The organism is Streptomyces sp. B3I8 (assembly GCF_030816915.1).
Classification (GTDB): Bacteria; Actinomycetota; Actinomycetes; order Streptomycetales; family Streptomycetaceae; genus Streptomyces.
This window is the reverse complement of the sequence record NZ_JAUSYN010000002.1, coordinates 1,174,974-1,200,580: the sequence shown is the minus strand read 5'-3', so window position 1 is coordinate 1,200,580 and position 25,607 is coordinate 1,174,974. Positions and strand designations below refer to the sequence as shown.

The 25,607-nt window shown below is 73.5% G+C and carries 22 protein-coding genes and 2 pseudogenes; 16 read left to right on the top strand and 8 right to left on the bottom strand.

The window, feature by feature from the left end:
- Positions 1–8 precede the first annotated feature (8 nt).
- On the top strand, positions 9–1,481 hold the full coding sequence (locus QFZ64_RS07620; RefSeq protein WP_307063640.1) for a cytochrome P450: 1,473 nt from the start codon (positions 9–11) through the stop codon (positions 1,479–1,481).
- Here the strand turns inward: QFZ64_RS07620 and QFZ64_RS07615 are convergent.
- The 3 genes and pseudogenes from QFZ64_RS07615 to QFZ64_RS07605 all read right to left on the bottom strand — a co-directional run bounded on the left by QFZ64_RS07615 (position 1,478) and on the right by QFZ64_RS07605 (position 4,258).
- Entirely contained in the window at positions 1,478–2,428 is a 951-nt protein-coding gene (locus QFZ64_RS07615; protein ID WP_307063636.1) for an RluA family pseudouridine synthase, read from the bottom strand. The two genes, QFZ64_RS07620 and QFZ64_RS07615, sit on opposite strands and share 4 nt — an antisense overlap.
- Before the next feature lie 23 nt (positions 2,429–2,451).
- A pseudogene (locus QFZ64_RS07610) lies at positions 2,452–3,293 on the bottom strand (siderophore-interacting protein).
- Positions 3,294–3,352: 59 nt separating this feature from the next.
- Positions 3,353–4,258 (bottom strand): 5'-3' exonuclease, encoded by a 906-nt coding sequence (locus QFZ64_RS07605; protein WP_307071613.1) that lies wholly within the window; start codon positions 4,256–4,258, stop codon positions 3,353–3,355.
- Positions 4,259–4,527: 269 nt separating this feature from the next.
- Here QFZ64_RS07605 and QFZ64_RS07600 point away from each other — a divergent pair, with 269 nt between their 5' ends.
- The 4 genes from QFZ64_RS07600 to QFZ64_RS07585 all read left to right on the top strand — a co-directional run bounded on the left by QFZ64_RS07600 (position 4,528) and on the right by QFZ64_RS07585 (position 9,376).
- On the top strand, positions 4,528–5,646 hold the full coding sequence (locus QFZ64_RS07600) for a glycine betaine/L-proline ABC transporter ATP-binding protein (protein WP_307063635.1): 1,119 nt from the start codon (positions 4,528–4,530) through the stop codon (positions 5,644–5,646).
- Complete coding sequence (locus QFZ64_RS07595; protein WP_307063632.1) at positions 5,639–7,456, top strand: ABC transporter permease/substrate binding protein; 1,818 nt, start codon at positions 5,639–5,641, stop codon at positions 7,454–7,456. Before QFZ64_RS07600 ends, QFZ64_RS07595 begins: the two co-directional genes overlap by 8 nt.
- 215 nt (positions 7,457–7,671) lie before the next feature.
- Entirely contained in the window at positions 7,672–8,670 is a 999-nt protein-coding gene (locus tag QFZ64_RS07590) for a hypothetical protein (protein WP_307063630.1), read from the top strand.
- Positions 8,671–8,824: 154 nt separating this feature from the next.
- On the top strand, positions 8,825–9,376 hold the full coding sequence (locus QFZ64_RS07585; RefSeq protein ID WP_307063628.1) for a helix-turn-helix domain-containing protein: 552 nt from the start codon (positions 8,825–8,827) through the stop codon (positions 9,374–9,376).
- 288 nt (positions 9,377–9,664) lie between these two features.
- On the opposite strand, the gene QFZ64_RS07580 is transcribed toward QFZ64_RS07585, so the two are convergent.
- Together QFZ64_RS07580 and QFZ64_RS07575 are read right to left on the bottom strand one after the other, a co-directional pair.
- A complete protein-coding gene (locus QFZ64_RS07580; RefSeq protein WP_373430566.1) occupies positions 9,665–10,345 on the bottom strand; it encodes a gamma-glutamyl-gamma-aminobutyrate hydrolase family protein in 681 nt (226 codons plus the stop codon).
- Positions 10,346–10,441: 96 nt separating this feature from the next.
- Positions 10,442–11,257: a FadR/GntR family transcriptional regulator gene (locus tag QFZ64_RS07575; RefSeq protein WP_373430565.1), complete on the bottom strand. Its 816-nt coding sequence runs from the start codon at positions 11,255–11,257 to the stop codon at positions 10,442–10,444.
- 73 nt (positions 11,258–11,330) lie between these two features.
- On the opposite strand from QFZ64_RS07575, the gene QFZ64_RS07570 reads away from it, so the two are divergent.
- Genes QFZ64_RS07570 through QFZ64_RS07550 form a run of 5 tightly spaced genes read left to right on the top strand, consistent with a single transcriptional unit; the run spans position 11,331 to position 17,391 of the window.
- Positions 11,331–12,695 carry a glutamine synthetase family protein gene (locus QFZ64_RS07570; protein ID WP_307063626.1) on the top strand — a complete coding sequence of 455 codons (1,365 nt, stop codon included), beginning with the start codon at positions 11,331–11,333 and terminating at the stop codon, positions 12,693–12,695.
- A gap of 32 nt (positions 12,696–12,727) precedes the next feature.
- Positions 12,728–14,131, top strand: coding sequence for an aldehyde dehydrogenase (locus QFZ64_RS07565; RefSeq protein ID WP_307071610.1), 1,404 nt, complete (start codon positions 12,728–12,730; stop codon positions 14,129–14,131).
- Positions 14,128–14,994, top strand: a complete 867-nt coding sequence (locus QFZ64_RS07560) for a 3-oxoacyl-ACP reductase (protein WP_307063625.1) — start codon at positions 14,128–14,130, stop codon at positions 14,992–14,994. Before QFZ64_RS07565 ends, QFZ64_RS07560 begins: the two co-directional genes overlap by 4 nt.
- 34 nt (positions 14,995–15,028) lie before the next feature.
- Complete coding sequence (locus tag QFZ64_RS07555) at positions 15,029–16,384, top strand: haloacid dehalogenase-like hydrolase (protein WP_307063623.1); 1,356 nt, start codon at positions 15,029–15,031, stop codon at positions 16,382–16,384.
- A 44-nt stretch (positions 16,385–16,428) separates the two neighbouring features.
- Positions 16,429–17,391 (top strand): DUF2510 domain-containing protein, encoded by a 963-nt coding sequence (locus QFZ64_RS07550; protein ID WP_307063621.1) that lies wholly within the window; start codon positions 16,429–16,431, stop codon positions 17,389–17,391.
- Positions 17,392–17,425: 34 nt separating this feature from the next.
- Here QFZ64_RS07550 and QFZ64_RS07545 read toward each other — a convergent pair whose 3' ends face one another.
- Complete coding sequence (locus tag QFZ64_RS07545; RefSeq protein ID WP_307063620.1) at positions 17,426–18,628, bottom strand: amino acid deaminase/aldolase; 1,203 nt, start codon at positions 18,626–18,628, stop codon at positions 17,426–17,428.
- A gap of 621 nt (positions 18,629–19,249) precedes the next feature.
- On the opposite strand from QFZ64_RS07545, the gene QFZ64_RS07540 reads away from it, so the two are divergent.
- Positions 19,250–20,284 carry a hypothetical protein gene (locus QFZ64_RS07540; RefSeq protein WP_307063618.1) on the top strand — a complete coding sequence of 345 codons (1,035 nt, stop codon included), beginning with the start codon at positions 19,250–19,252 and terminating at the stop codon, positions 20,282–20,284.
- Positions 20,281–21,498, top strand: coding sequence for a type VII secretion-associated serine protease mycosin (gene mycP / locus QFZ64_RS07535; RefSeq protein ID WP_307063617.1), 1,218 nt, complete (start codon positions 20,281–20,283; stop codon positions 21,496–21,498). The genes QFZ64_RS07540 and mycP overlap by 4 nt, the downstream gene beginning before the upstream one ends.
- A 12-nt stretch (positions 21,499–21,510) precedes the next feature.
- Here mycP and QFZ64_RS07530 read toward each other — a convergent pair whose 3' ends face one another.
- A complete protein-coding gene (locus tag QFZ64_RS07530) occupies positions 21,511–22,305 on the bottom strand; it encodes a hypothetical protein (protein ID WP_373430564.1) in 795 nt (264 codons plus the stop codon).
- A 185-nt stretch (positions 22,306–22,490) separates the two neighbouring features.
- On the opposite strand from QFZ64_RS07530, the gene QFZ64_RS07525 reads away from it, so the two are divergent.
- Positions 22,491–23,231 (top strand): SseB family protein, encoded by a 741-nt coding sequence (locus tag QFZ64_RS07525; protein ID WP_307063614.1) that lies wholly within the window; start codon positions 22,491–22,493, stop codon positions 23,229–23,231.
- 41 nt (positions 23,232–23,272) lie between these two features.
- On the opposite strand, the gene QFZ64_RS07520 is transcribed toward QFZ64_RS07525, so the two are convergent.
- Positions 23,273–23,671: a DUF1844 domain-containing protein gene (locus QFZ64_RS07520; protein WP_307063612.1), complete on the bottom strand. Its 399-nt coding sequence runs from the start codon at positions 23,669–23,671 to the stop codon at positions 23,273–23,275.
- A 419-nt stretch (positions 23,672–24,090) separates the two neighbouring features.
- Between QFZ64_RS07520 and infC the strand changes: the two are divergent.
- The 3 genes and pseudogenes from infC to rplT all read left to right on the top strand — a co-directional run bounded on the left by infC (position 24,091) and on the right by rplT (position 25,586).
- A pseudogene (infC, locus tag QFZ64_RS07515) lies at positions 24,091–24,799 on the top strand (translation initiation factor IF-3).
- Between the two features lie 110 nt (positions 24,800–24,909).
- Positions 24,910–25,104 (top strand): 50S ribosomal protein L35, encoded by a 195-nt coding sequence (gene rpmI / locus QFZ64_RS07510; RefSeq protein WP_007829094.1) that lies wholly within the window; start codon positions 24,910–24,912, stop codon positions 25,102–25,104.
- 98 nt (positions 25,105–25,202) lie between these two features.
- A complete protein-coding gene (rplT, locus tag QFZ64_RS07505; RefSeq protein WP_006141703.1) occupies positions 25,203–25,586 on the top strand; it encodes a 50S ribosomal protein L20 in 384 nt (127 codons plus the stop codon).
- Positions 25,587–25,607: the final 21 nt, after the last annotated feature.

Here is a 25,607-nt window from a genome sequence, read left to right as displayed (position 1 = left end):
CGATCACCGTGACGCCTGAATCCCCTTCCACGTTCGGCACGGACACGGCGGGCCCCCCGCCGGGCTGCCCCGCCCACGCCCTGGGCCCGGACGGGCTGCGCCGGCTCTACGGCCCCGGCGCGGAGAACCTTTCGGACCTGTACGAGGAACTCCGCGAGGAACACGGTGCCGTGGCCCCCGCCCTGCTGCACGACGACGTACCCGTGTGGGTGGTCCTCGGCCACGGCGAGAACCTGCACATGGTGCGCTCGCCCTCCCAGTTCACCCGGGACAGCCGTGTCTGGAAGCCCCTCCTCGACGGCGAGGTCCACCCCGCCAACCCGCTGATGCCGCACATCGCCTGGCAGCCCATCTGCTCCCACGCCGAGGGCGACGAACACCTGCGGCTGCGCGGCGCCGTCAACGGCGCGCTGAGCATCATCGACCACCGGGCGCTGCGCCGCCACATCAACCGCGCCACCCAGCGCCTGGTCAACCGCTTCTGCGAGGACGGCCGAGCCGACCTGGTGGGCGAGTTCGCCGAGCACCTCCCCATGGCCGTGATGTGCCAGGTCCTCGGCATGCCCGAGGAGTACGACGACCGCATGGTGCACGCGGCCCGCGACATGCTCAAGGGCACCGACACCGCCATCGCCAGCAACCAGTACATCGTCGACGCCCTGGAGCGGCTCACCCGGCGCCGCCGCGCGCGCTCAGAGGACGACATCGCCAGCCACCTCATCAACCACCCGGCCGGACTCACCGACGACGAGATCCGCGAGCACCTGCGGCTCGTGCTGATCGCCGCCTACGAGGCCACCGTCAACCTCATCTCCAACGTGCTCCGGGTGATCCTCACCGACCCCCGGTTCCGCGCCCAGCTCAGCGGCGGCCAGATGACCGTCCCCGAGGCGGTGGAGCAGTCCCTGTGGGACGAGCCGCCGTTCAGTACGGTGCTCGGCTACTTCGCCAAGCAGGACACCGAACTGGGCGGCAAGCGCATCCGCAAGGGCGACGGGCTGCTGTTCGGCATCGCGCCCGGCAACGTCGACCCCCGGGTGCGTCCCGATCTCGCCGCCAACATGCAGGGCAACCGCTCCCACCTCGCCTTCGGCGGCGGGCCGCACGAGTGCCCCGGCCAGGAGATCGGGCGTGCCATCGCCGACGCCGGGATCGACGCCCTGCTGATGCGGCTGCCGGACGTACGGCTCGCCTGCGCCGAGGACCAGCTCCGGTGGACGGAGTCCATCGCCTCGCGTCACCTGGCGGAACTGCCGGTGCGGTTCGGGCCCCGGCCCCCGCAGGATGTCGAGCGGCGCCCCGCGTTCCGGCAGCTTCCGGCACCGGAGACCTCGTCCGCCGCGCGGCGGGAGGCGGCCGCGGCCCCGCCGGAGACCAGGCCGACCGCGCCCGCGCCCGCGGCCGTGACGGCGCCGGTACCGGAGGCCACCTTGCGGCTCGGCGTGTGGCAGCGGTTCCTGCGCTGGTGGCGGGGGGCCTAGGAGGCCTGGGGGCCGGGATCCGGGGGCGCCGGCTCGCGGGTGCTGCGGAAGGCGTGGTGCCGTCCCGTCACCGGGTCGGTGAACTCCAGGGCGCGGGCCAGCAGCCGCAGCGGCCGGGAGAAGTCACCGGGCGCCGCGGGCGGCTCCACCACCGGGTAGAGCGGGTCCCCGAGGATCGGCAGGCCCAGCGCGCACATGTGCACGCGGAGCTGGTGGGTCTGCCCGGTGCGGGGGAGCAGCCGGTACCGCCCGACGGTGCCCTCGTGGTCCGACAGCTCCACGCGGCTCACCGCGTTGGGCTCGCCCGGCACCTCCCGCGCCGTCAGGCTGCCGCGCTCCTTCACGATGCGGCTGCGCACGGTGCGGGGGAGGGCGACGTCGGGGTCGTACGCGGCGAGGGCCTCGTACTCCTTGTGCACCCGGCGGTCGCGGAACAGGGTCTGGTACGCGCCCCGCTCCTCGGGCCGCACGGTGAACAGCACCAGCCCGGCGGTGAGCCGGTCGAGCCGGTGCGCGGCGGTGAGCGTGGGGATGTCCAGCTCGCGGCGGAGCCGGGCCAGCGCGGTCTCGGCGACGTGGCTGCCGCGCGGGGTGGTGGCCAGGAAGTGCGGCTTGTCCGCGACGACGACGTGTGCGTCGCGGTACACCACCTCGACGTCGAACGGCACCCGCTCCTCGGCGGGCAGATCGCGGTGGAACCACACGTACATGCCGGGCACGTGGGCGGTGTCCGGGGCGAGCGGGCGTCCGTCGGCGCCGACGAACGCGCCCGCGTCGAACATGGCGTCGACGACGCCGTCCCCGGCCGCGAGCCGTGCCACCAGATGGTCCCGCACGGATCCGCGGGCGCCGCCCCGCGGATCGACCCGCGGCAGCCGCACCCGCACCGGGTCGACGCCCTCGCGCTGCGGCAGCGGGGCGGGCGGAACAGGTCGGCGGCGTCTCACGCGCCCCAGCGTACGGCCGGCGCTCAGGCGGTCGCGGTCTCCTGCTCCGCCTCCACCTGAGCGTTCCACTCGCGCTTGGAGGCCTGCCAGCCGTCCTCGTTGTGGCCGAGCCGCCAGTAGCCGGAGATCGACAGGTCCTCGCGGGGGGCACCGACAGCTCCACCCGCAGCAGTCGGCGCAGCTCCTTCACGAAGCCGGCCTCGCCGTGCACGAAGGCGTGCATCCGTCCCGCGGGGAACTCCAGCGCCCGCACTGCCTCCACCAGCGCCTCGCCGACCGGGCGGTCGCCGCGGTGCAGCCAGGTGACCTGCGCGTCGGAGTCGAACTTCTGCTCCTCCTCGGGCCCGGACACCTCGAGGAAGGCGTGCGCCGCGGCGCCGTCGGGCAGTGACTCCAGGGCGGCCGCGACGGCGGGCAGGGCGCTCTCGTCCCCGGCGAGCAGATGCCAGTCGGCGTCCGGGTCGGGGGCGTAGGCGCCGCCGGGGCCGCCGAACCGGAGCAGGTCACCGGGCCGGGCGTGGGCGGCCCACGGACCGGCCAGCCCCTCGTCGCCGTGGATCACGAAGTCCAGCGTCAGCTCGCGGGTCTCCGGGTCCCAGGCGCGCACGGTGTACGTACGGCTCACCGGCCACTGCTCGCGCGGGTACTCCTCGCGGATGCGCTGGAGGTCGAACGGCTCGGGGTAGCTGACGCCCTCGACCGGGAACTGCAGCTTCACATAGTGGTCGGTGCAGCCGCCGGTGCCGAACTCGGCGAGACCCTCGCCGCCCACCACCACCCGCTGCATGTGCGGAGTGAGCCGCTCGGTGCGGATCACCTGCCCGGTGTGGAGTTTGCGGGGCTTGCGTGCGGGGCGTTCAGCCATGACGGCCTCCCTGTCTCATCGCTAAGGCTTACCTAAGTTAACACTCGCCCAGCGCGCGTTCACGATCTGAGCGTCGTCAACAGCCGTTGCAGGGAGCCGCCGAGGCCCCAGCGGGCGGCCAGCGCGTCCACCATCTCGGGGTCGCGCGGCGCGTGCGGCAGCGCGGTCGGCACCTGTGGCAGGGGGACGTCGTCGGCGACCTTCACCACCTTGGGCGCCACCTCCAGATACGGCAGGGCCTCGGTGAGCCGGCGGCGCTGGGCCGGCGTGAGCCTCGCCCTCGGGTCGTCCACGGCGGCGAGGACGCCGGCCAGGTCACCGAACTCGGCGAGCAGCTTCGCGGCCGTCTTCTCCCCGACGCCGGGCACGCCGGGCAGGCCGTCACTGGGGTCGCCGCGCAGCGTGGCGAGGTCCGCGTAGCCGCGCCCGTCCACGCCGTACTTCTCGCGCAGCACGGCCTCGTCGGTGAGCAGCAGGGTGCCGACGCCCTTGACCGGGTACAGCACGCGCACGCCCCGGGCGTCGTCGACGAGCTGGTACAGGTCGCGGTCGCCGGTGACGATGTCGACGGGGCCGGTGGCACGGGCGGTGAACGTGCCGATCACGTCGTCCGCCTCGTAACCGGCGACGCCGACGCGGGCGATGCCGAGGGCGTCGAGGACGGCCTCGATGATCGGGACCTGGGGGGAGAGGGTGTCGGGCACCTCCTCGGCGTCCGGGCCGGACGGCCGCTCCTCGGCGACGCGGTGCGCCTTGTAGGAGGGGATCAGCTCGACGCGCCAGGCGGGCCGCCAGTCCGCGTCCATGCAGGCCACGAGGTCGTCGGGGCGGTGGTCCTTGACGAGACGGTCGATGAAGTCGAGCAGCCCCCGCACGGCGTTGACGGGCGTGCCGTCCGGGGCCTTCAGGGACTCCGGGACGCCGAAGTAGGCGCGGAAGTAGAGGGAGGCGGTGTCGAGAAGCATGAGACGTCGGGTCACGCCCCGCAGAGTACGGGGCGGGACGCGCCCCGGGTGGGGCGTGGGCGCGAACGGGCCCCGGGAGGGTGGCGGGCGCGAGGGCCCAGCCGGTCACCGGGCGCCCTCTCGGACCCGCGTCGGAAGGGGGTGTGTCGGGCGTCACGTCCGCGTTTGAAGGGGGGTGATCAGGGCAGGCGCCGCCTCATTGCGCTCGGTCGGTTGACTCTTCAACCGGTCCGCGACGAGCAAGAAAGCCGCAATGACGAGAGGCTCATGTGTCATCAAGACTGCAGGCCGAGCGCCTGTACAAGGTGTTCGGCAGACGACCCGACGACGCCATGGAACGCATCCACAAAGGCGCCGACCGCGAGGAACTGCGTGAGGACGGCGTCACCGCCGCCGTGATCGACGCTTCCTTCGTCGTCGCCCCCGGCGAGATCTTCGTCGTCATGGGCCTGTCCGGATCGGGCAAGTCCACGCTGCTGCGGATGCTTAACGGACTGCTCGAACCCACCTCGGGCCGCGTCCTGTTCGACGGCCGTGACCTCACCGCACTCGACGACCGCGAACTGCGCGAGGTCCGCGCGAGGAAGATCAGCATGGTCTTCCAGCACTTCGCGCTCTTCCCGCACCGCAGCGTCCGCGAGAACGCCGCCTACGGTCTGGAAGTGCAGGGCGTGCCCCGCGCCGAGCGCGAACGCCGCGCCGACGAGGCGCTCGCCCTGTGCGGCCTGGCCGGCTGGGAGTCGTCCTGGCCCGACGAGCTGTCCGGCGGCATGCAGCAGCGCGTCGGCCTCGCCCGCGCCCTCGCCACCGACGCCGACCTGCTGCTCATGGACGAGTCCTTCAGCGCCCTCGACCCGCTGATCCGCCGTGACATGCAGGACCAGCTGCTCGAACTGCAGAAGACCCTGAAGAAGACCATCGTGTTCATCACCCACGACCTGAACGAGGCCATGCGCCTGGGCGACCGCATCGCCGTCATGCGCGACGGCCGCATCGTCCAGACCGGCACCGCCGAGGACATCCTGCTGCGCCCCGCCGACGACTACGTCGCCTCCTTCACCAAGGACGTCGACCGCTCCCGCGTGCTGACCGCCGAGTCCGTGATGGACCGCGGGGTGCGGGGCGACGAGGCCGACTGCGGCTGCGAGACCGCCGACCCGACCACGCCCTTCACCGAGCTGTGCGCGCTCAGCGCCCGGCTCAGCCACCCGGTGGCCGTCGTCGCCGGTGGCGACGGCTCCGACGGCGGGCGACGGCTCGTGGGCGTCGTACCCCGGCAGCGACTCGTCGGCTTCCTCGGCGGCCGCTCCGACGCCGACGGAGGTGAGCCCGTGCCGTGCGACCGGCCGGGCGACACGCACGGGAAGAAGGTGGCCGACCATGCCTAGGATCCATCTCGGCGACTGGGTCGACGACGGCGTGAGCTGGCTCGTCGACCACATGTCCTGGCTCTTCGACGCCGTCAAGACGATCGTCGAGGGCATGTACGACGGCGTCGACGCCGTGCTCGGCGCCCCCTCGCCCCTGCTGATGGCCGGCATCCTCGCCGTCCTCGCCTGGTGGCTGCGCGGCCTCGCCGCCGGCGTGCTCGCCTTCGTGGGCTTCGCGCTCATCGACTCGCTCGACCTGTGGGACCGGTCCATGTCGACCCTGTCCCTGGTGCTCGTCGCCACCGTGATCGCCTTGCTGATCGGCGTCCCCGTGGGCATCTGGGCGGCCCGCTCCAAGAGGGTCTCCTCCGTCGTGCGGCCCGTCCTCGACCTGCTCCAGACGATGCCGTCGATGGTGCTGCTGATCCCGGCGATCCTGTTCTTCGGCCTGGGCGTGCCCGCCGGAGTCGTCGCCACCCTGATCTTCGCGGTCGCCCCCGGCGTCCGCATGACCGAGCTCGGCATCCGCCAGGTCGACGCCGAACTCGTCGAGGCGGCCGAGGCGTTCGGCACAACCCCGCGCAACACCCTGCTGCGCGTGCAGTTGCCGCTCGCCCTGCCGACCATCATGGCCGGCGTCAACCAGGTGATCATGCTCGGCCTGTCGATGGTGGTCATCGCCGGCATGGTCGGCACCGGCGGCCTGGGCGGCGCGGTCAACGAGTCCATCGGCCAGCTCGACATCGGGCTCGGCTTCGAGTCCGGCCTCGGCATCGTCATCCTCGCCATCTACCTCGACCGGGTGACCGGCGCCCTGGGCACCCGGCTCTCCCCGCTGGGCCGCCGCGCCGCCGCCCGCACCCGCGCGGTGGGCGGGGCCAAGGTGTGGGAGTACCGCCCGCGCCCGGCCGTCGCCGTCATCGGCGTGGTCGTCCTCGCCCTGGCCGCCGGCGGTATGGGCATCTTCGGCCAGTCGTCCTCGTCGAGCACCGTCCAGGCCTCCGACGGCAACGTCGGCCGGGGCAAGAAGATCAGCATCGGCTACATCCCCTGGGACGAGGGCATCGCGACCACGTTCCTGTGGAAGGAGATCCTCCAGGAGCGCGGCTTCGAGGTCACCACCACCCAGTACACCGCCGGTCCGCTCTACACCGGCCTGGCCACCGGCCAGCTCGACTTCGAGACCGACTCCTGGCTGCCGACCACCCACGCCGAGTACTGGAGGAAGTACGGCAAGCAGCTCGACGACCTCGGCTCCTGGTACGGCCCCACCAGCCTGGAGCTGACCGTCCCCGCCTACGTCAAGGGCGTCGACTCGCTCGCCGATCTCAAGGACCACGCCGACGAGTTCGACGGCCGGATCACCGGCATCGAGCCCAGCGCCGGCGAGATGGGCCTGCTCAAGAGCAAGATCCTCAAGGCGTACGGCCTGGACGGCACGTACAAGGTCGTGGACGGCTCCACGCCCGCGATGCTCGCCGAGCTCAAGCGGGCCTACGCCAGGAAGGAACCGATCGTCGTCCCGCTCTGGTCGCCGCACTGGGCGTACAACGACTACGACCTGAAGAAGCTCAAGGACCCCAAGGGGGCCTGGGGCAAGGGCGACGGTGTCCACACCCTCGCCCGTAAGGGCTTCACCGAGGAAAACCCCGAGGTCGGCAACTGGCTGAAGAACTTCTCGATGACCGAGAAGCAGCTCACCAGCCTGGAGGCGGAGATCCAGAAGGTCGACAAGGGCAAGGAGCGGGACGCCGTCCGCGCCTGGCTGAAGAAGCACCCCGGTCAGCTCGACAAGTGGGCCCCGACCGGCGGAGCGAAGACGGAGTAGCACGCGGTCGTGGGGCCGTCGTGAGGCGGTCGTGAGGCGGTCGTGAGGCCGTCGTGACGGGAGGGGGGCGGGGCGACCCGCCCCCCTCCCGTTTCCGCGAAGCGGGGAACGCCGGCAACGGCCGGCAACGGGCGACGCGCGTGACGGGGCCATTCGGGGTACCCGCCCCTGCGCGTACGCGTGCGCCCCTGCCCGTCGACCACCCGGGAGGCGTCGTGATCCTCACGCCCCGCCTCGTGCTGTACGCGGCACTCGCCGCCCTGGTCGCCTTCCTCCCCGACGCCGGCCCGGTGCTCGCCCAGCCCTCCGCCGCCGCCCGCTTCACGCGACTGGCCGGTGACGTCCGGGAGGCCGACGGCCACCTCTACGACGCCCGGGACGACACCGGCCGCACCATGGACGCCGCACAGATCGTGCAGCCGCCGTCCGGCCCCTACCTCGCCGTCTACCACACCACGCTCGGCGACGGCCGTTTCCACGCGGCCATCGCCATCTCCACCGACCTGCGCACCTGGCACCGCAGGCACGACTTCGGCCCCGGCACCAGCCAGCCGTCCCTCGCCGCCGAGGACAGCGGCCCCGAGGACAGCGGCGGGGACGATAGCGGCGACTGGGTTCTCGCCTACGAAAAAGATCCGGACAATCACCTGGAGCTACGGTCCTACCCCGGGCTCGCCGACCTCCTGGCCGGACGTCGCGAACGCGCCTTCGACGCCCCCCGCACCCTCTCCCGCTGCGCCGAGGGCACCCCCGACATCACCTCCGCCCACGGCACCACCGTCGAACTGACCGGCCACTACCGCGCCCGCTGCGACACCGACCGCCAGCTCACCGCCGTCCTGCACGGCTTCCGCGCCTGGCGCACCCGCCCCGACCAGCGGCTCGACCACGCCGTACGGGCCTGCGGGCCGCGCGGCAACATCGGTGACCGCACCTTCCTGCGGCTGGCCGGCCAGGACCTCGTCCTCATCGAGGGGCAGCTGCGGCCGGACGACTTCGGGAGCTGGCGGTTGTACGGTTATGACCCTCGGCTCGGCCGTGCCGAACCGGTCGCCGTGCGCACCCACCGCGGCAGCCACGCCTTCGCCAACCCCTCCGCCACCACGATCACCGCCCCGGACGGCCGTCGCGCCCTTCTGGTCAGCGTGTTCGTTCCGCGCGAGGGGGCGGCGCCGGGCGAGGCCGGCGAGCTGCTCTACTGGCGCGATCTGTGAGCTTCGCGCCGCCCCGCGGTCTCGGGGTTGTGCAGGGCGCGTGAAACGGTTCGCCGAACGTGCGTAGGGTGCAGACAGGCGTGGAGTGCACAAGGCTCCGCACGACGACGAGCGACCGAGGCACGACCGACGAGTGAGGGAGGAGGCCGAGGCGATGGGCGATCACAAGGAACAGCCCCTGCGGGTGGGCGCGGCCGTCCGGCGGCGGCGTCGGGCCCTGGAACTCACGCTCGCCGTCGTGGCCGAGCGCAGTGGGCTGTCGGTGCCCTTCCTCAGCCAGGTCGAGAACGAGAGGGCGCGGCCCAGCCGGCACTCCCTGGAGAAGGTCGCCGTCGCCCTCGGCACGACCGCCGCGACGCTGCTCGCCGCGGCCGACCCGGCGGGCGGCGTGGACGTGGTCCGCGCCGACGACGGGGAGCCGTCGCCGGCCCGGGTGCGGTCACTGGTGCGCGGGCACCATCAGCTGCACGCCCTGGAGTTCATCGGCGACCACGACGCGGGGCGCGAGTTCCAGCACCGCAACGACGAGCTGATGTACGTCGTCGAGGGCGGTATCGAGGTCGAGGCAGAGGGCCGCGCCCAACGCCTGGGCCGCGGCGACACCCTGTATCTGACCGGCGGCATACGGCACCGGTGGCGGGCGACGGTACCGGAGACCCGGGTCGTGGTGGTCGCCGTGGGTGACCACCTCGACCCCGGGGCCTGAGGGCCCAACGGCTCGCGTGCGGCTGGGGCTGCGTCGTGGCTGGTCGCGCGGTTCCCCGCGCCCCTGGAAGACGGGGCCGCGCCGCGTCCTCGGGGGCGCGGGGCTGTGTCGGTCTGCGGCTCGCGCGCGAGCGCGAGCCAATCACCCTCCCATGAGGGGCGCGGGGAACCGCGTGAGAAGCCCCCAGCCACCGCACCCCCCGATGCACCCCCTGAGCTCTCCCGCGGCCCAAGGGGCGGAGTCCCTTGGCGGGACGGGAAGAGTAGGGGCGGGGGCGAAACCTCCCCCTCAGGACGCCGCCGCCTCCACCAGCGCCCGCATCACCCGCATGTCGTCCCCCATCTCCGGATGCCACTGCACCCCCAGCACCCACCCCCGTCCCGCCACCGAAGGCATCTCCACCGCCTCGACCACCGCGTCCTTCGCGTACGCCGACACCACCAGCCCCTCGCCCAGCCGCTCCACGGCCTGATGGTGATACGCCGGCACCTCGCACACCTCCGGCACGATCCCCGCGTACCGCGACCCCGGCACCGCCTCCACGGCATGCGTCCCGAACACCCCCACCTGCTCGGCATGCCCGTCCAGGTGCTGCACCAGCGTGCCGCCGAGCGCCACATTGAGGAGCTGCATGCCCCGGCAGATCCCCAGCAGGGGCGTGCGCGCCCGGAGCGCCGCGCCGATCAGCGCCAGCTCCCACGCGTCGCGCTCCGGCGCCGCCGGTCCCGTACGCGGTGAGCGCCGCGCGCCGTAGCGGGCCGGGTCGACGTCCGGGCCGCCCGCGATCACCAGGCCGTCGAGCCGCGCGACGGTCTCCGCCGCCCGGTCGGGATCGTCCGGCGGCAGCATCGCCGCGAGCCCCCCGGCCCGCTGCACCAGCCGCGGATACCCGGCCGGCAGCAGTGCCGCCTCCAGCTCCCAGACGCCCCAGCGCGCCTCGGCCTCCAGATACGTACTGACGCCGATCAACGGCCGTCCGCCCACACCACTCACCCGCGCACTCGCTCTCTCAATGGCCTGTCACCGTACCTTTACCGCACACCCCACGAAGGGCCCCGCCCGGCCTCAGGTCAAGAACCCCCGCAGCAGCGCCGCCGTCCCCGCGCAGTGCTCCCGCATCCCCTCCCGCGCCGCCTCCGCGTCCCGGTCCAGCACCGCCTCGACCAGCGCGGTGTGCTGCCGCTGGGAGTGTTCGAGGTTGCGCACGAGCAGCGGAATGCAGTCCAGCAGGTCGTTGAGCGTGGCCCGCACCGCCGCGTACCGGACCGCGAGCGTCGGGGAGCCGGACAGCTCGGCGAGGGTGAGGTGCAGCAGGGTGTCGCGGTGCCGGTAGCCGCCGGGCGGCGTGTCCCGCGTCCCGGCCAGCGCCGCGCGCAGCCGCTCCGACCCCGCGCCGTCCAGCCCGTGCGCCGCGCAGAGGCCGGCCGCGCCGACCTCCAGCACCTCGCGGAAACGCAGCACGTCCTCCAGGTCCACGGCGGCGATCCGGCGCCGCAGCTCGGCCGCGCCGCCCGTGCCGCTCGCACTCGCGCCGCCCGCCTCCGCGCGCGGCAGCACGAACGTGCCGCCGTACCGGCCGCGCCGTGACTCGACCAGGCCCTCCTCGTGCAGCACCCGCAGCACCTCGCGCAGTGTCACCCGGCTGACGCCCAGCCGCTCGGCCAGCTCCCGCTCGGCGGGCAGCCGCTCCCCGGCGGGCACCAGCCCGAGCCGCAGCACCTGGAGGACCTGCTCCAGCGCCTCCTCGAAACCGTTCCCCGCCCGCACCGGCCGCAGCACCGCCGCCAGCCGGTCCCGCGCACCGCCGGCCGCGTCCCTCGCCCCGTGTCCGCCCGCCGCGTCACCACTCACCCCGTCACCACTCACCCCGTCCGGCGACATGCGCGGCACCCCCTTCCCAGGCAATGGTCTCGGGCCATACCTTAGGGCTCCCGGCTGACCCAGGAGGCTTTCCGTGGCAGACCGCACACCCCCGCTCGCCGTCGAGGAACTGCACGCCCTCGTCGCGGGCGGCGAGCTCGACACCGTCGTCCTGGCCTTCCCCGACATGCAGGGCCGCCTCCAGGGCAAGCGGTTCGCCGCGCGCTTCTTCTGCGACGAGGTCCTGGAGCACGGCACGGAGGGCTGCAACTACCTCCTCGCCGTCGACGCCGACATGAACACCGTCGACGGCTACGCGATGTCGTCCTGGGAGCGCGGCTACGGCGACTTCGTGCTGCGCCCCGACCTCGCCACCCTGCGCCGCGTCCCCTGGCACCCGGGCACCGCGCTCGCCCTCGCCGACCTCACCTGGCACGACGGCTCGCCCGTCGTCCCCGCGCCCCGCCAGATCCTGCGCCGCGGCCTGGAACGCCTCGCCGAGCACGGCTGGAGCGCGCAGATCGGCACCGAGCTGGAGTTCATCGTCTTCAAGGACACCTACGAGCAGGCCTGGGACGCCGGTTACCGCGGCCTCACCCCGGCCAACCAGTACAACGTCGACTACTCCGTCCTCGGCACCGGCCGCGTCGAACCCCTGCTGCGCCGCATCCGCAACGAGATGGCGGGCGCCGGGCTCACCGTCGAGTCCGCCAAGGGCGAGTGCAACCCCGGCCAGCACGAGATCGCCTTCCGTTACGACGAGGCCCTCGTCACCTGCGACCAGCACGCCCTCTACAAGACCGGCGCCAAGGAGATCGCCGCCCAGGAGGGCGTCTCGCTCACCTTCATGGCCAAATTCAACGAGCGCGAGGGCAACTCCTGCCACATCCACCTCTCCCTCACCGACGCCGACGGCGCCAACGTGATGGACGGCGACGGGCCCGAGGGCATGTCGGAGACCATGCGGCACTTCCTCGCCGGACAGCTCGCCGCGCTCCGCGACTTCACCCTGCTCTACGCGCCCCACATCAACAGCTACAAACGGTTCCAGCCGGGCTCCTTCGCGCCCACCGCCGTCGCCTGGGGCCACGACAACCGCACCTGCGCGCTGCGGGTCGTCGGCCACGGCCGCTCCCGCAGGTTCGAGAACCGGGTGCCGGGCGGCGACGTCAACCCCTATCTCGCCGTGGCCGGAATGGTCGCGGCCGGGCTGTACGGCATCGAGCACCGCCTCGAACTCCCCGAGCCCTGCGCGGGCAACGCCTACGCCGCCGACCACGCGCACGTACCCACCACCCTGCGCGAGGCGGCCGAGCTGTGGGAGCACAGCCCGATCGCCCGGGCCGCCTTCGGGGACGAGGTCGTCGACCACTACCGCAACATGGCGCGCGTCGAACTCGCCGCGTTCGACGCCGCGGTGACCGACTGGGAGCTGCGCCGCTCCTTCGAACGCATGTGAGAGGCGGACCAGCAGTGGACGACGTGAACGACATGGACGACGCGAACGACGGCCGGGAGCCCGCCCCCGCCGAGCTGAAGGTGCTCGACCCCGCCACCGAGGAGTTCCTCGCCACCGTCCCGGCCGCGAGCCCGGCCGACGTGGACGCGGCGGTCGTACGCGCCCGGCGGGCCCAGGAACGCTGGGCGGCCCTCGCCCCCGGCGACCGCGCCCGGCTGCTGCGCCGGTTCGCCGCGACCGTCGACGCGCACCTGGACGAACTGGCGGAACTGGAGGTGCGCGAGGCCGGGCACACCATCGGCAACGCCCGCTGGGAGGCGGGCAACGTCCGCGACCTGCTCGACTACGCGGCCGGGGGAGTGGAACGGCTCACCGGCCGCCAGATCCCGGTCCCCGGCGGCCTGGACGTCACGATCCTCGAACCGCTCGGCGTCGTCGGCGTCATCGCGCCCTGGAACTTCCCGATGCCCATCGCCGCCTGGGGCACCGCCCCCGCCCTCGCGGCGGGCAACGCGGTCCTCCTCAAGCCCGCCGAGACCACCCCGCTCACCGCGCTCCGGCTGGCCGAACTCGCCCTGGAGGCAGGTCTGCCGGACCACCTGTTCCAGGTGCTGCCCGGCCACGGACCCGTCGCGGGCGCCGCCCTCGTCGACCACCCGGACGTGGCGAAGATCGTCTTCACCGGGTCGACCGCCGTGGGCAGACAGGTGTGGGCCAGGAGCGGGGCGCACCTCAAGCGCGTCACCCTCGAACTCGGCGGCAAGAGCCCCAACCTCGTCTTCGCCGACGCCGACCTCGAAGCGGCCGCGGCCGCCGCGCCGATGTCCTTCCTCGACAACTGCGGCCAGGACTGCTGCGCCCGCACCCGCATCCTCGTCCAGCGCTCCGTCCACGACCGCTTCCTCGACCTGCTCGCCCCCGCCGTCGAAGCCGTCCGCGTCGGCGACCCGGCCGACGCCGGCACCGACATGGGCCCGCTGATCTCCGCCGCCCAGCTCGCCCGCGTCCGCTCCTACGTCGACCCCGGCGCCCCCGGCATCCGCGGCACGGCACCCGAGGGCCCCGGCTTCTGGTTCCCGCCCACCGTCCTCACCGGCGTCGACGCCACCGCTCGCGTGGCCGTCGAGGAGGTCTTCGGTCCCGTCGCCGTCGTCCTCCCCTTCGACGACGAGGCCGACGCGATCCGGCTCGCCAACGCCACCCCCTACGGCCTGTCCGGCTCCATCTGGACCCGTGACGTCGGCCGCGCGCTGCGCGTCTCGGGCGCCGTCCGGGCCGGCAACCTGTCCGTCAACTCCCACTCCAGCGTCCGCTACTGGACCCCGTTCGGCGGCTACAAGCAGTCCGGCATCGGCCGTGAGCTGGGCCCGGACGCCCTGACCGCGTTCACCGAGACCAAGAACGTCTTCATCTCCACGGAGGATCCCGCACAATGACCGCACAGCCGTCGGAGCAGTCGTCCTCGCAGCAGCCGTCGCAACTGTCCTCGCAGCAGTCGTCGCAGAGGCCGTCGGAACAGCGGTCGGACATCGTCTGCCGCCGTCTCGTCGGCCGCACCGCCGTCGTCACCGGAGCCGGCAGCGGCATCGGCCTCGCCGCCGCCCGCAGACTCGCCTCGGAAGGCGCCCACGTCGTCTGCGGCGACGTCGACAAGGAGCGCGGCCGGGCCGCCGCCGAGGAGACCGGCGGCCTCTTCGTCCCCGTCGACGTCACCGACCCCGACCAGGTCGAGGCGCTGTTCCGGGTCGCGTACGACACCTACGGCTCGGTCGACGTCGCCTTCAACAACGCGGGCATCTCCCCGCCCGACGACGACTCCATCCTGGAGACCGGCCTGGACGCCTGGAAGCGGGTCCAGGAGGTCAACCTCACCTCCGTCTACCTGTGCTGCAAGGCCGCCCTCCCCTACATGCGGCGCCAGGGCAGGGGCTCCATCATCAACACCGCGTCCTTCGTGGCCCGGATGGGCGCGGCCACCTCGCAGATCTCGTACACCGCCTCCAAGGGCGGCGTCCTGGCCATGTCCCGCGAACTGGGCGTGCAGTTCGCCCGTGAGGGCATCCGCGTCAACGCGCTGTGCCCGGGGCCCGTCAACACCCCGCTGCTGCGGGAGCTGTTCGCCAAGGACCCCGAGCGTGCCGCGCGCCGCCTGGTGCACATCCCGCTCGGCCGGTTCGCGGAGGCCGAGGAGATCGCCGCCGCCGTCGCCTTCCTCGCCAGCGACGACTCCTCCTTCGTCAACGCCACCGACTTCCTGGTGGACGGCGGAATCTCGGGGGCCTATGTCACGCCTCTGTAGCCACGGTGGCCGGCGGGTGTAGCGTCCCGGTCCCATGCGACTCCGACGAGCGATCACCCCCACGATCATCCGGACGACAGCGACCTTCGCCGCGGTCGCCGCTCTGGCGGCCGCACCGTCGGCCGCGGCGGCCACCGCACCGGCGGACAACATCCACGCCACCGCCACCGCCACCGCCACCGCCACCGCTCACCGAAACTGCCCCGAGCTGACCACCGACTGGTACGGCGCCAACCGCGAGCGGCTCCAGCAGGTCATCGACGCCTACGGCACCTGTTACGGCGGGCGGCACCACGGCCACCGGCCGGTCGCCGCGTTCGACTGGGACAACACGGTCACCAAGAACGACGTCACCGACGCCACCCTCGCCTGGTCCCTGAAGCACGACAAGATCCTGCGCCCCGCGCGCTGGAAGGACACCAGCGCCTGGCTCACCGACGCGGCCGACCGGGCGCTCACCGAGGCGTGCGGCACCGACGTGCCCGTCGGCGCGCCCCTGCCCACTTCCACCGACACCGACTGCACCGACGAGATCTTCGAGATCCGCGAGAACGCCACCACCATGAGCGGCGCCGCCGCCTTCACCGGCACCTGGAACCACCGGCGCACCGTCCCCCAGTACGCCTGGGTGCCGCAGCTGTTCGCCGGTCACACCGTCGCCGAGCTCTCCTCCTACGCGCGCCGGGCCCGCACCGAGGCCCTCGCCGCACCCGTCGGCACCGCACAGACGCTGGGCACCCACACCGTCCCCGGCTACGTCCGCTACTACGACCAGCAGCGCGACCTGATCCGCACGCTGAAGAAGGCGGGCTTCGACGTCTGGATCGTCTCGGCCGGCTCCGAACCCGTCACCGAGGTCTGGGCGCCGGGCATCGGCGTCGACGCCGCGCACACCGTCGCGATCCGGTCGGTCCTGGACCGCCGGGGCCGGATCACCCCGTACAACACCGGCTGCGGCGGCGTACCGGTGAACAAGGGCGCCGCCATCCCGTACATCGACGGCAAGCGCTGCTGGATCAACCAGGAGATCTACGGCGTCCACGGCGCCGCCGCCTGGCAGAAGCAGGACCGGGCCCACCGCATCGTGATCGGCGGCGGCGACGCCGACACGGATGTCACCTTCGTCGGCGACGCGGTCGGCGCGCACCTCGTCCTCAACCGGAACAAGGCCGAACTCATGTGCCGGGCCTACGACGACGCCGACGGCCGCTGGGTGATCAACCCCATGTTCATCGAGCCGCTGCCGCGCAGGGCCGGCCCGTACCCCTGCTCGACGACCGCGTACAACGAGCCCGACGGGAGCCGGGGGCCGGTCCGCCGGGAGGACGGCTCGGTGGTGCCCGACAAGAAGGACACGGTGTACGGGCCGCAGGCCGCGACGCGTTCCTGAGGACCGCTCCGGGGACCGGCCGGGCACGGCCTAGAGTGGGCGGGATGAGCAGTCCCCCGCCGCCCGGCTGGTACCGGGACCCGTCGTACCCGCTGGTCGAGCGCTGGTGGGACGGGAGCGCCTGGACCGACCACCGACGCACACCGGAACCGGGATCGGAACCTGTCACGCGCCCGCAACCGGGGCCGGGGGCGCCGCCTGCGGGCGCGCCCGGTCCCGGTCCCGGCCGACGCAGGGTTGTCGCGCTCGTCGCGGCCGGGACCGTGCTGGCCGGGTGCCTGGTGACCGGTGTCGTCGTCCTCGGCCGGGACGGCGGTGACGACGGCGGCGGCCGGGCCGGTTCCACGGCCACGGCCTCGGAGGACCCCGGGCCTGCCACAGCGTCAAAGAAGTCCACCGGCCAGGGGTCGCCGTCGCCGTCCGCGACCGCCGATCCGTCGGTCGTCGTCGACGACCTGAACGGCCTCACCTTCCCCCTCCTCGACGGCTGGGCCCGGCCCGAGGACGTCGCCGAGGACGACGTCGTGCTGACCACCCCCGGTACCTACACGTGCCCGGGCGACTCCGTCGGGGTGTGCCGGCACGGCCGCGTGCTGTCCCGCACGGCACAGCCCGGCGAGGACTCGACCCCGGAGGAGCTCGCCAAGGGCGACATCCAGGATGCGGCGGACGCCGAGTACGACCGCGACGGTGCCGGCGACCGCCCCTACGGCGGTGTCACCTCGCACCGGCCGGTGGGACAGGGCCAGGTCGCGGTGGCGGGCCGCGCCGGGTACTTCGTGCGCTGGCACGTCACCACCGCGAAGGGCCCCGGCGGCTACGTCGAGTCCCTCGCGTTCCCCTCCAGCGTGGGCTCCCAGGCGCCGGTCCTCGTCCGTTTCGCCTTCGACGCGGGCGCCGACGGGCCGCCGCTCGCGGACATGGACCGGATCACCCAGGGCATCCGCCCGGTCGGCGACGCGGCCGCGGACGGGGGAGTGGGCAGCAGCATCGGCCCGGGGCGGTGAGACCCGCCGGCCGCCCGCCGGTCCGGGCGGCCGCTCAGAGGAAGGTGTGCCCCTCGCCCCGGTACGTCGGCACGGTCGCCGTGACCGTCTCGCCCTCGACCAGGTGCAGCGCGTCGAACCGCTCGCACAGCTCGCCCGCCTTGGCGTGCCGGAACCACACCCTGTCGCCGATCAGCAGATCGTCGGCGGGGGAGCCGAGGAGCGGGGTCTGCACCTCGCCGGCACCCTCCTGGGGGTCGTACCGCAGTCCCTCGGGCAGATACGGCACCGGCAGCCGGTCCCGGCCGGCCGCGCCCGACGCCGGGTAGCCGCCGCCGAGCACGGTCACCACGCCGACGCCCGGCCGGCGGACGACGGGCAGGGCGAACAGGGCGGCCGGACGCCCGCGGAACGAGGTGTAGTTGTCGAACAGCCGCGGCACGTACAGACCGGAGCCGGCCGCGATCTCGGTGACCGCGTCCTCGGCGGCCGTGTACTGCACGCTGCCTGTGCCGCCGCCGTTGACGAACTCCAGGTCCGGCGCGACCGCCCGCACCGCGCGGACGGCCTCCGCGCGCCGCGCGGCCAGTTCGCGGCGGGCCGCCGACTGCATCAGCCGTACCGCCCGCGACCGCAGCGGCTGCCCGGCCACCGCGTCGCCCACACCGGCGATGTGCCCCTCGTACGCCATGATCCCCACCAGCCGGAAGCCGGGCGTACGGGAGATCGTGCGGGCCAGTTCGGCGAGTCGGGCGGGGGAGTGCAGCGAGGAACGGCGGGCGCCGATCCGCACCCGGCCGCCGAGGAGCCGCAGCGAGGTGTCCAACTCCACGCAGACGCGCACCACTTCGGTGCCGCCGGCGCGGGCGTCGTTGATCAGCCGGAGCTGGGCGGGATCGTCGACCATGACGGTGACGGCGGCGGCCAGCTTCGGGTCGGCCGTCAGCTCGGCATAGGCGGCACGGTCGGCGGAGGGATAGGCGAGGAGCACGTCGTCGAAGCCGGAGCGGGCGAGCCACAGGGACTCGGCGAGCGTGAACGACATCACCCCCGCGAATCCCTCGCGCGCCAGGACCCGTTCGAGCAGGGCACGGCAGCGCACGGACTTGCTGGCGACCCGCACCGGTTTGCCCGCGGCCCGCCGCACGATGTCGTCTGCGTTGGCGTCGAAGGCGGCCAGGTCGACGAGCGCGAGAGGGGCGTCGAGAGCGGCGGTGGCCCGGTCGTACCGGGCGCGGTCTGCGGTACGGGCGGTCATGTCCGAAGCCTGCCAGAAGTGATTACCGCAGGGTAGGGGATGTTCCGGACCAAAGCCCCTGGCATCCCGGACTGGTTCCCGTGCGGGCGGGTTCAGCCCGTAGAGTGACGCGCGGTGAGGGGCAGCAACGACCACAGGCACCGGGGGAGGGGACCCATGAGCACGGAAGCACACCACGCCCCGCCTCCCCCCAACAACCACCCCACCACCAACCCCTCCTCGAACACCCGGGGTCCGCGACCGCGCACGTCCTCGGGGACGGAGGGGGCGGAGCCCCACACTCGGCGGGGTGCCGGGGCGCAGCCCCGCGGGGGCCCCGGGGGCACGGCCCCCGGCGGGGTCGAAGGGGCGGAGCCCCAGGGGGACGGGAAGGGCAGGGGCGGCGGGGGCGAGAATCCTCCGGGTCACCTCCACGGCCCCGCTCACCCGCCCCACGGCCCGGCCCGCCCGTACGTGCCCGGTCCCGGCCCGGGCGACTTTGGCCCCGGCCGCCACCCGCACCGGCACGCACCGGGCACTCCGGGTACCTCCGGCGCCCCAGGTACATCCGGCTCCGGTACCCCCGGTACCGCGACGCCCGCCGCCCCGGATGCCCCGCGCCCCGGCACGCAACCCCGGCGTGTGGCCGGCGACACGCCCCCGCCACCCGCCGCCTCGTCCCGCTTCCCGGACGCCCCGCCACTCCCGTCGACTCCGCCGCACCCGCCGAGGGCGGGCGCCGCGCGCCCCGACGGCGGCATCGTCGAGACCACCGGCCCGCTGCCGCCGCCCCCGCCGCGCCCCGCACCCGCCCGACCCCACGTCACCTTCGGCGAGCCCGACACCCGCGACACTTACGACACCCGCGGCACCTTCGGCACCTTCGACGACCGCACGCGCCGCCCCCACCCCTTCGGCGACCGCATACGCACCCGGGCCGCCGCCGCGGCGGCCTGCCTCGTGCTCGGCGTGGGCCTCCTCGGCGGTGCCGTCACCGGCAGCTGGCTCACCGGCGGCGGCTCGGACGACGACGGCGCCCGTACCGCGTACGCCACCGCCGGCGACCTCTGGCACAGTCTTCCCGTCGACCGCCTCTTCCCGCCCACCGTCGACGGCGACGGCGCCGGCCCCGGCGGCTCCGACCGCGCCTGGACCCGGATAGCCGTCGCCCCGGACACCACCTGCCGGAACGCGTTCGACCCGCTGCTGCGCAAGGCCCTCGCCCCCGTCGGCTGCCTCCGGCTCCTGCGTGCCACCTACACCGACGCCACCCGCAGCCATGTCACCACCGTCGGCCTGCTGTTCACCCGCGCCGACGCCACCGCCATGACCGCGCTGAAGACCCGCTTCGCCGAACAGGGCCTCGACCGCCGTCCCGACCTGATGCCCCGCCCGTACGCCGCGAAGGACACCGTCGCGGCGGACTTCGGCGATGCTCAGCGGGCCTCCTGGACCCTCTCCGTGCTCACCGACGCCCCCGTCGTCGTCTACGCGGTCTCCGGCTTCGCCGACGGCCGGACGGTCACGGACCCCCAGCCCGCCGCCAAGGCCATGGCCTCCGGCGCCACCGCCGCCCCCGCCCAGGCCGGCCTCGGCCACGAGGCGAAGGGCCTCGCCGACCGCGTCGAACGCCGTCTGCGCACGGCGGTCGCCTCCGCCACGGAGAAGCCGTCATGACCAGCCACACCCCCGGCCCCGCCGCCCCCCGCCGCACCCGCGCCCGTAGGACCGCCCGGCTCCTCGCCCCCCTGCTCGCCGCCGCCTTCGTGGCCCTCACCCCCGCCGGCACCGCCCACGCCGACGGCATCCGCGCCCAGCAGTGGGCCCTGGACGCCATGCACACCAGCGAGGCCTGGGCGACCACCAAGGGCAAGGGCGCCACCGTCGCCGTCCTCGACACCGGTGTGGACGACCAGCACCCCGACCTGGCCGGCAACGTCCTGACCGGCAAGGACATGATCGGTTTCGGCGCCGGCCGCGGCGACCGCCCCTGGGCCCGGCACGGCACCGCGATGGCGGGCATCATCGCCGGTCACGGACACGGCGCCGGTGAAGCCGACGGCGTCCTCGGTATCGCACCGGAGGCGAAGATCCTGCCCGTCCGGGTCATCCTGGAGGAGGGCGACCCGGCCCGCGCCAAGGCCCGCGACACCCGCGGCAACGCCCTGGCCGAGGGCATCCGCTGGGCCGCCGACCACGGCGCCGACGTCATCAACCTCTCCCTCGGCGACGACTCCGACTCCGCCCACCCCGAACCCGCCGAGGACGAGGCCGTCCAGTACGCGCTGAAACGGGGCGCCGTCGTCGTCGCCTCCGCGGGCAACGGCGGCGAGAAGGGCGACCACATCTCCTACCCGGCCGCCTACCCGGGTGTGATCGCGGCCACGGCCGTCGACCGCTACGGCACCCGCGCCGCCTTCTCCACCCGCCACTGGTACGCCACCGTCGCCGCCCCCGGCGTCGACGTCGTCATCGCCGATCCCGACCGCCAGTACTACGAGGGCTGGGGCACCAGCGCCGCCTCCGCGTTCGTCTCCGGCACGGCCGCCCTGATCAAGGCCGTCCACCCGCACCTGGCCCCGGCACAGGTCGAACAGCTCCTGGAGGACACCGCCCGCAACGCCCCCGCTGGCGGCCGCGACGACAACCGCGGCTTCGGCCTCGTCGACCCGGCCGCGGCCCTCAAGGCGGCCGCCCGGCTGGAACCCCGGCAGCTCCACGCCGCCGCCTACCCCGAGAAGTACTTCGGCCCCGGCCCCGACAGCCCGGACGACGACGGCGGCTCCGTCGGCTGGGCGGGCCCCCTCGCGGGCGGCCTCGGCGCGGTCCTGCTGGTGGCGGCCGTGGTCCTGTGGCGCACCCGGCACCCGTCGGACGGCCGGCTCCCCTGACGGTCGCCGGTCCTACCGGACACCGGCGAGCACCCCGGCCACGCCCCGGGCCGCCGCCTCCACCACCGTGATCCCCTCCGCCAGCGTGGAGTGCCCGTCGGACAGCACGGCGATCAGACAGTGCCGGCCGCCGGCGGTCGTGACCCGCCCGACGCTGTTGACGACCCACAGCCCCGTGGTGCTCCGCGGCAGCCACCCGTTCTTCAGCGCGTACGCCGAAGCCGAAGCGGAAGCCGAAGAAGCTGCTGCCGACGACGCCGGACCGGCCGCCGCCGACACCCCCCAGCTCTGCTCCGCCACGACGTTCCCCATCAGCTCCCGGAGATACGCCTGCGAGGCCGCGTCGAGCAGCGGTGCACCGGTCGCGCCGCCCTCCCCGAACACCTGCCGCAGCAGGAGCAGTTGATCGGCCGCGGTGGTCCGCGTCAGCCCCCACAGCGGCCCGTCCCCGCCCCGCGTGGATGTCAGCCCGAACCGCTCGTTCGCCGAGTCCAGCCCCTGCGCCCGGCCGATCGCGTCCCACAGCGCGGAGGCGGAGTCGTTGTCGCTGCGCTCGATCATCGCGGCGGCGTACGCCCGCTCCCGCGCGGTCGGCGTCCGCCGGGCGTCCCGCGCCCGCAGGAGCAACGCCGCGAGGATGCCGACCTTGACGATGCTCGCCGTGTCGAACGCCGCGTCGCCGTGCTCCGCGTGCGCGCCGGAGTCCACGTCGAGCCCGGCCACCGAGACCCGCACCCCCTCCGGGAGCGTGGCCGCCCCCATCACCGCGGCCAGTGCCCCACCGCGATCGACAGACGGATCCGTCACAGACCCCACGGACGCCTCCCCACTCCCCGACATCGGAACCGACACAAGACGTACCGCACGCCGCCCTCGCCGATGCCGGCAGGACGCACGCCCACCACGACGGGGCGTGTCACCGCCGCGTGGCCGCCCTCCGGGACCCGGGCCCGTACCAGCCGGTCCGTGTCCCCCCGATAGGGTCGGTGACCGTGGCGAACAAGAACATTCCCGACTCCGCCTTCTCCGACGACGACGGCACCGCCGACCCCGCGCTGAGTGCCGCGCTCGCCGCCTGGGCCGAGGACCGCTCCGCGCACGGGCCGGTCCTCACCGCGCTCAAGGGCGCCCGGCTGCTCGTCCCGGTCGTCGCCGTGCTGGGGGAGGTCGAGGAGGACGAGAACGGGCTGCGCCGCGAGAAGACCAGCGACATGGCCGTGCCCACGCTCAAGGCGGGCGACCGCACCGCGCTGCCCGCGTTCACCTCCACCGAGTCGCTGGCCCGCTGGGACCCCTCCGCGCGCCCCGTCGCCGTCCCGCTGCACCAGGCACTGCGGGCCGCGGCGCACGAGAAGGCGGACACGATCGTGCTCGACATGTCCGGTCCGGTGCCGTACGAGCTGACCGGACCGGCGCTGCGCGCGCTCGCCGAGGGGCGCACGACGACGGACCCGCTGGCCGATCCCGCCGTACGGGAGGCCGTGCGCGCCGCCGTCGCCGCGGAGCCCGCGGTGCTCGCCGCGTATCTGGGCCCCGGGCGTGCGGACGGCACGCTCGCGCTCGTCCTGGATCCGGTGGACCCGGGGGGAGACCCCGCCGACGCCGCCCGCGCGGTGGCCGGCCGCCTCGCCGCCGACGAGACGCTGCGCGCCCGCCTGGTGCGCGGACTGGACCTGGCCCTGCTCCCGGCGGGCTCGAACCCGCCGGGCGAGGCGCTGTACGTCAAGCGGTGAGCGGTAGGCAGTAAGGGGGACGGGGCCGAAGAGGGAGGCGCTCAGCCGAAGACCGGGCCCGTGTACTTCTCGCCCGGGCCCTGGCCCGGCTCGTCCGGCACGAGCGACGCCTCGCGGAACGCGAGCTGCAGCGACTTCAGGCCGTCCCGCAGCGGGGCGGCGTGGAAGGAGCTGATCTCGGTCGCACCCGCGTCCAGCAGGCCGGCCAGGGCGGTCACCAGCTTGCGGGCCTCGTCGAGGTCCTTGTACTTGTCGCCCTCCTCGGTCAGCCCGAGCTTCACAGCGGCGGCACTCATCAGATTGACCGCGACGGTCACGATCACCTCGACCGCCGGGACCTCGGCGATGTCGCGGGTCATGTCGTCGAAGCCGGGCGTGCCGGGGGCCTCGGCGCCCTGCGCGGAGGAGTCGGGGTGGTCCGAGGGGGAGGTGTCACTCATGGAGGACACGATAGGGCCCGCCGGCCTCCGCCCCGACACCGGAGGCGGCGGTACCCGACGGCACCCGCCCGCATCCGGCGGGTACGGTGGTCCGGGCACAGGATTGGCGCACGCCTCCGTCGGCTGTTAACCTTGTGTGACGACCGGCCGAACACTTACGTGTCCGGCCCACAAGTGGAGGCTCCGATCTCCCACCTGAACGTCCTCCGGGACGGCGGGTCACCGGTCAGACGGCAGTCATCGGTCCGTACGTCCCCGTACGGGCGGTGCAGTCGTCCGAAAGCGCGCCCCGCGGTCGACCGCGGCGGTGCTCCGGCAGTTCGGAGTCCCGCCTGTGTCCCGTCCGGGGCATTTTTGATGCGCCGCGATGGTTGGTCCCCATGTCACCCAGACAAAACACGGCTGTCCGCCAGACCGCCGTGTGGTGCTAACCGAGGAGGATCCATCAGCGCCGAGCCCCGCATCAACGACCGGATTCGCGTTCCCGAGGTGCGACTTGTCGGTCCCAGCGGCGAGCAGGTCGGGATTGTCCCGCTTGCCAAGGCCCTGGAGCTTGCACAGGAGTACGACCTGGACCTGGTCGAGGTCGCGGCGACCGCCCGTCCGCCCGTGTGCAAGCTCATGGACTACGGGAAGTTCAAGTACGAGTCGGCCATGAAGGCCCGTGAGGCGCGCAAGAACCAGGCGCACACGGTCATCAAGGAGATGAAGCTCCGGCCGAAGATCGACCCGCACGACTACGACACCAAGAAGGGTCACGTCGTCCGGTTCCTCAAGCAGGGCGACAAGGTCAAGATCACGATCATGTTCCGTGGTCGCGAGCAGTCCCGGCCCGAGCTGGGCTACCGGCTGCTGCAGCGGCTCGCGGAGGACGTCCAGGACCTCGGTTTCGTCGAGTCGAACCCGAAGCAGGACGGCCGGAACATGATCATGGTTCTCGGTCCGCACAAGAAGAAGACCGAGGCGATGGCCGAGGCCCGCCAGGCGCAGGAAGCCCGCAAGGCGGAGGCGAAGGCCCACCCGGGCCGTTCCCAGAACGCCGCGGATGCCGACGACACCGACAGCGTCGACGAGGTCGACGGCGCCGACAGTGCCGAGGTACCCGCCGAGGCTTCGGCCGAGGCGTGATCCCGAGGGCGCGAGCCCCCAGGACGTAACCGATACAAGAGCGACGTTCCACCGTGCCCGGTTCCCCGAACCGGGCACCGGAACGCCACCGACGAGGAGAGAACGGCGCTATGCCGAAGAACAAGTCGCACAGCGGTGCCAGCAAGCGCTTCAAGGTCACCGGCTCCGGCAAGGTGCTCCGTGAGCGCGCCGGCAAGCGCCACCTGCTCGAGCACAAGTCGTCCCGTCTGACGCGTCGCCTCACCGGCAACGCCGAGATGGCCCCGGGCGACGCCAAGAAGATCAAGAAGCTTCTCGGCAAGTGACGTACGGGCGCCACTGAGCGCCGTACGTCAGGACCGGGACCCAGTCGTTTCCGGGCCGCGTGAGGACAACCGCGGCCCCGCTACAAGGAGTTAATCAAGTGGCACGCGTCAAGCGGGCAGTCAACGCCCACAAGAAGCGCCGGGCGATCCTCGAGCAGGCCTCCGGCTACCGCGGTCAGCGCTCGCGCCTGTACCGCAAGGCCAAGGAGCAGGTCACCCACTCGCTGGTCTACAACTACAACGACCGCAAGAAGCGCAAGGGCGACTTCCGTCAGCTGTGGATCCAGCGCATCAACGCCGCTGCCCGCGCCAACGGCATCACCTACAACCGCTTCATCCAGGGTCTGAAGGCCGCGAACGTCGAGGTCGACCGGAAGATCCTGGCGGAGCTGGCGGTCAACGACGCGAACGCGTTCGCGGCGCTGGTCGAGGTCGCGCAGAAGGCGCTGCCGTCGGACGTGAACGCGCCGAAGGCCGCGTGACGTCGCGTCGGCGCTGAGGCG

Coding starts and splice junctions, on each gene's coding strand:
- QFZ64_RS07605 (WP_307071613.1), bottom strand. CDS start 4,258: ATGCTTCTCGACACCGCCTCCCTCTACTTCCGCGCCTACTTCGGCGTC.
- QFZ64_RS07595 (WP_307063632.1), top strand. CDS start 5,639: ATGCCTAGGATCCATCTCGGCGACTGGGTCGACGACGGCGTGAGCTGG.
- QFZ64_RS07585 (WP_307063628.1), top strand. CDS start 8,825: ATGGGCGATCACAAGGAACAGCCCCTGCGGGTGGGCGCGGCCGTCCGG.
- QFZ64_RS07575 (WP_373430565.1), bottom strand. CDS start 11,257: ATGTCGCCGGACGGGGTGAGTGGTGACGGGGTGAGTGGTGACGCGGCG.
- QFZ64_RS07565 (WP_307071610.1), top strand. CDS start 12,728: ATGGACGACGCGAACGACGGCCGGGAGCCCGCCCCCGCCGAGCTGAAG.
- QFZ64_RS07560 (WP_307063625.1), top strand. CDS start 14,128: ATGACCGCACAGCCGTCGGAGCAGTCGTCCTCGCAGCAGCCGTCGCAA.
- QFZ64_RS07555 (WP_307063623.1), top strand. CDS start 15,029: ATGCGACTCCGACGAGCGATCACCCCCACGATCATCCGGACGACAGCG.
- QFZ64_RS07550 (WP_307063621.1), top strand. CDS start 16,429: ATGAGCAGTCCCCCGCCGCCCGGCTGGTACCGGGACCCGTCGTACCCG.
- QFZ64_RS07545 (WP_307063620.1), bottom strand. CDS start 18,628: ATGACCGCCCGTACCGCAGACCGCGCCCGGTACGACCGGGCCACCGCC.
- mycP (WP_307063617.1), top strand. CDS start 20,281: ATGACCAGCCACACCCCCGGCCCCGCCGCCCCCCGCCGCACCCGCGCC.
- QFZ64_RS07520 (WP_307063612.1), bottom strand. CDS start 23,671: ATGAGTGACACCTCCCCCTCGGACCACCCCGACTCCTCCGCGCAGGGC.
- rpmI (WP_007829094.1), top strand. CDS start 24,910: ATGCCGAAGAACAAGTCGCACAGCGGTGCCAGCAAGCGCTTCAAGGTC.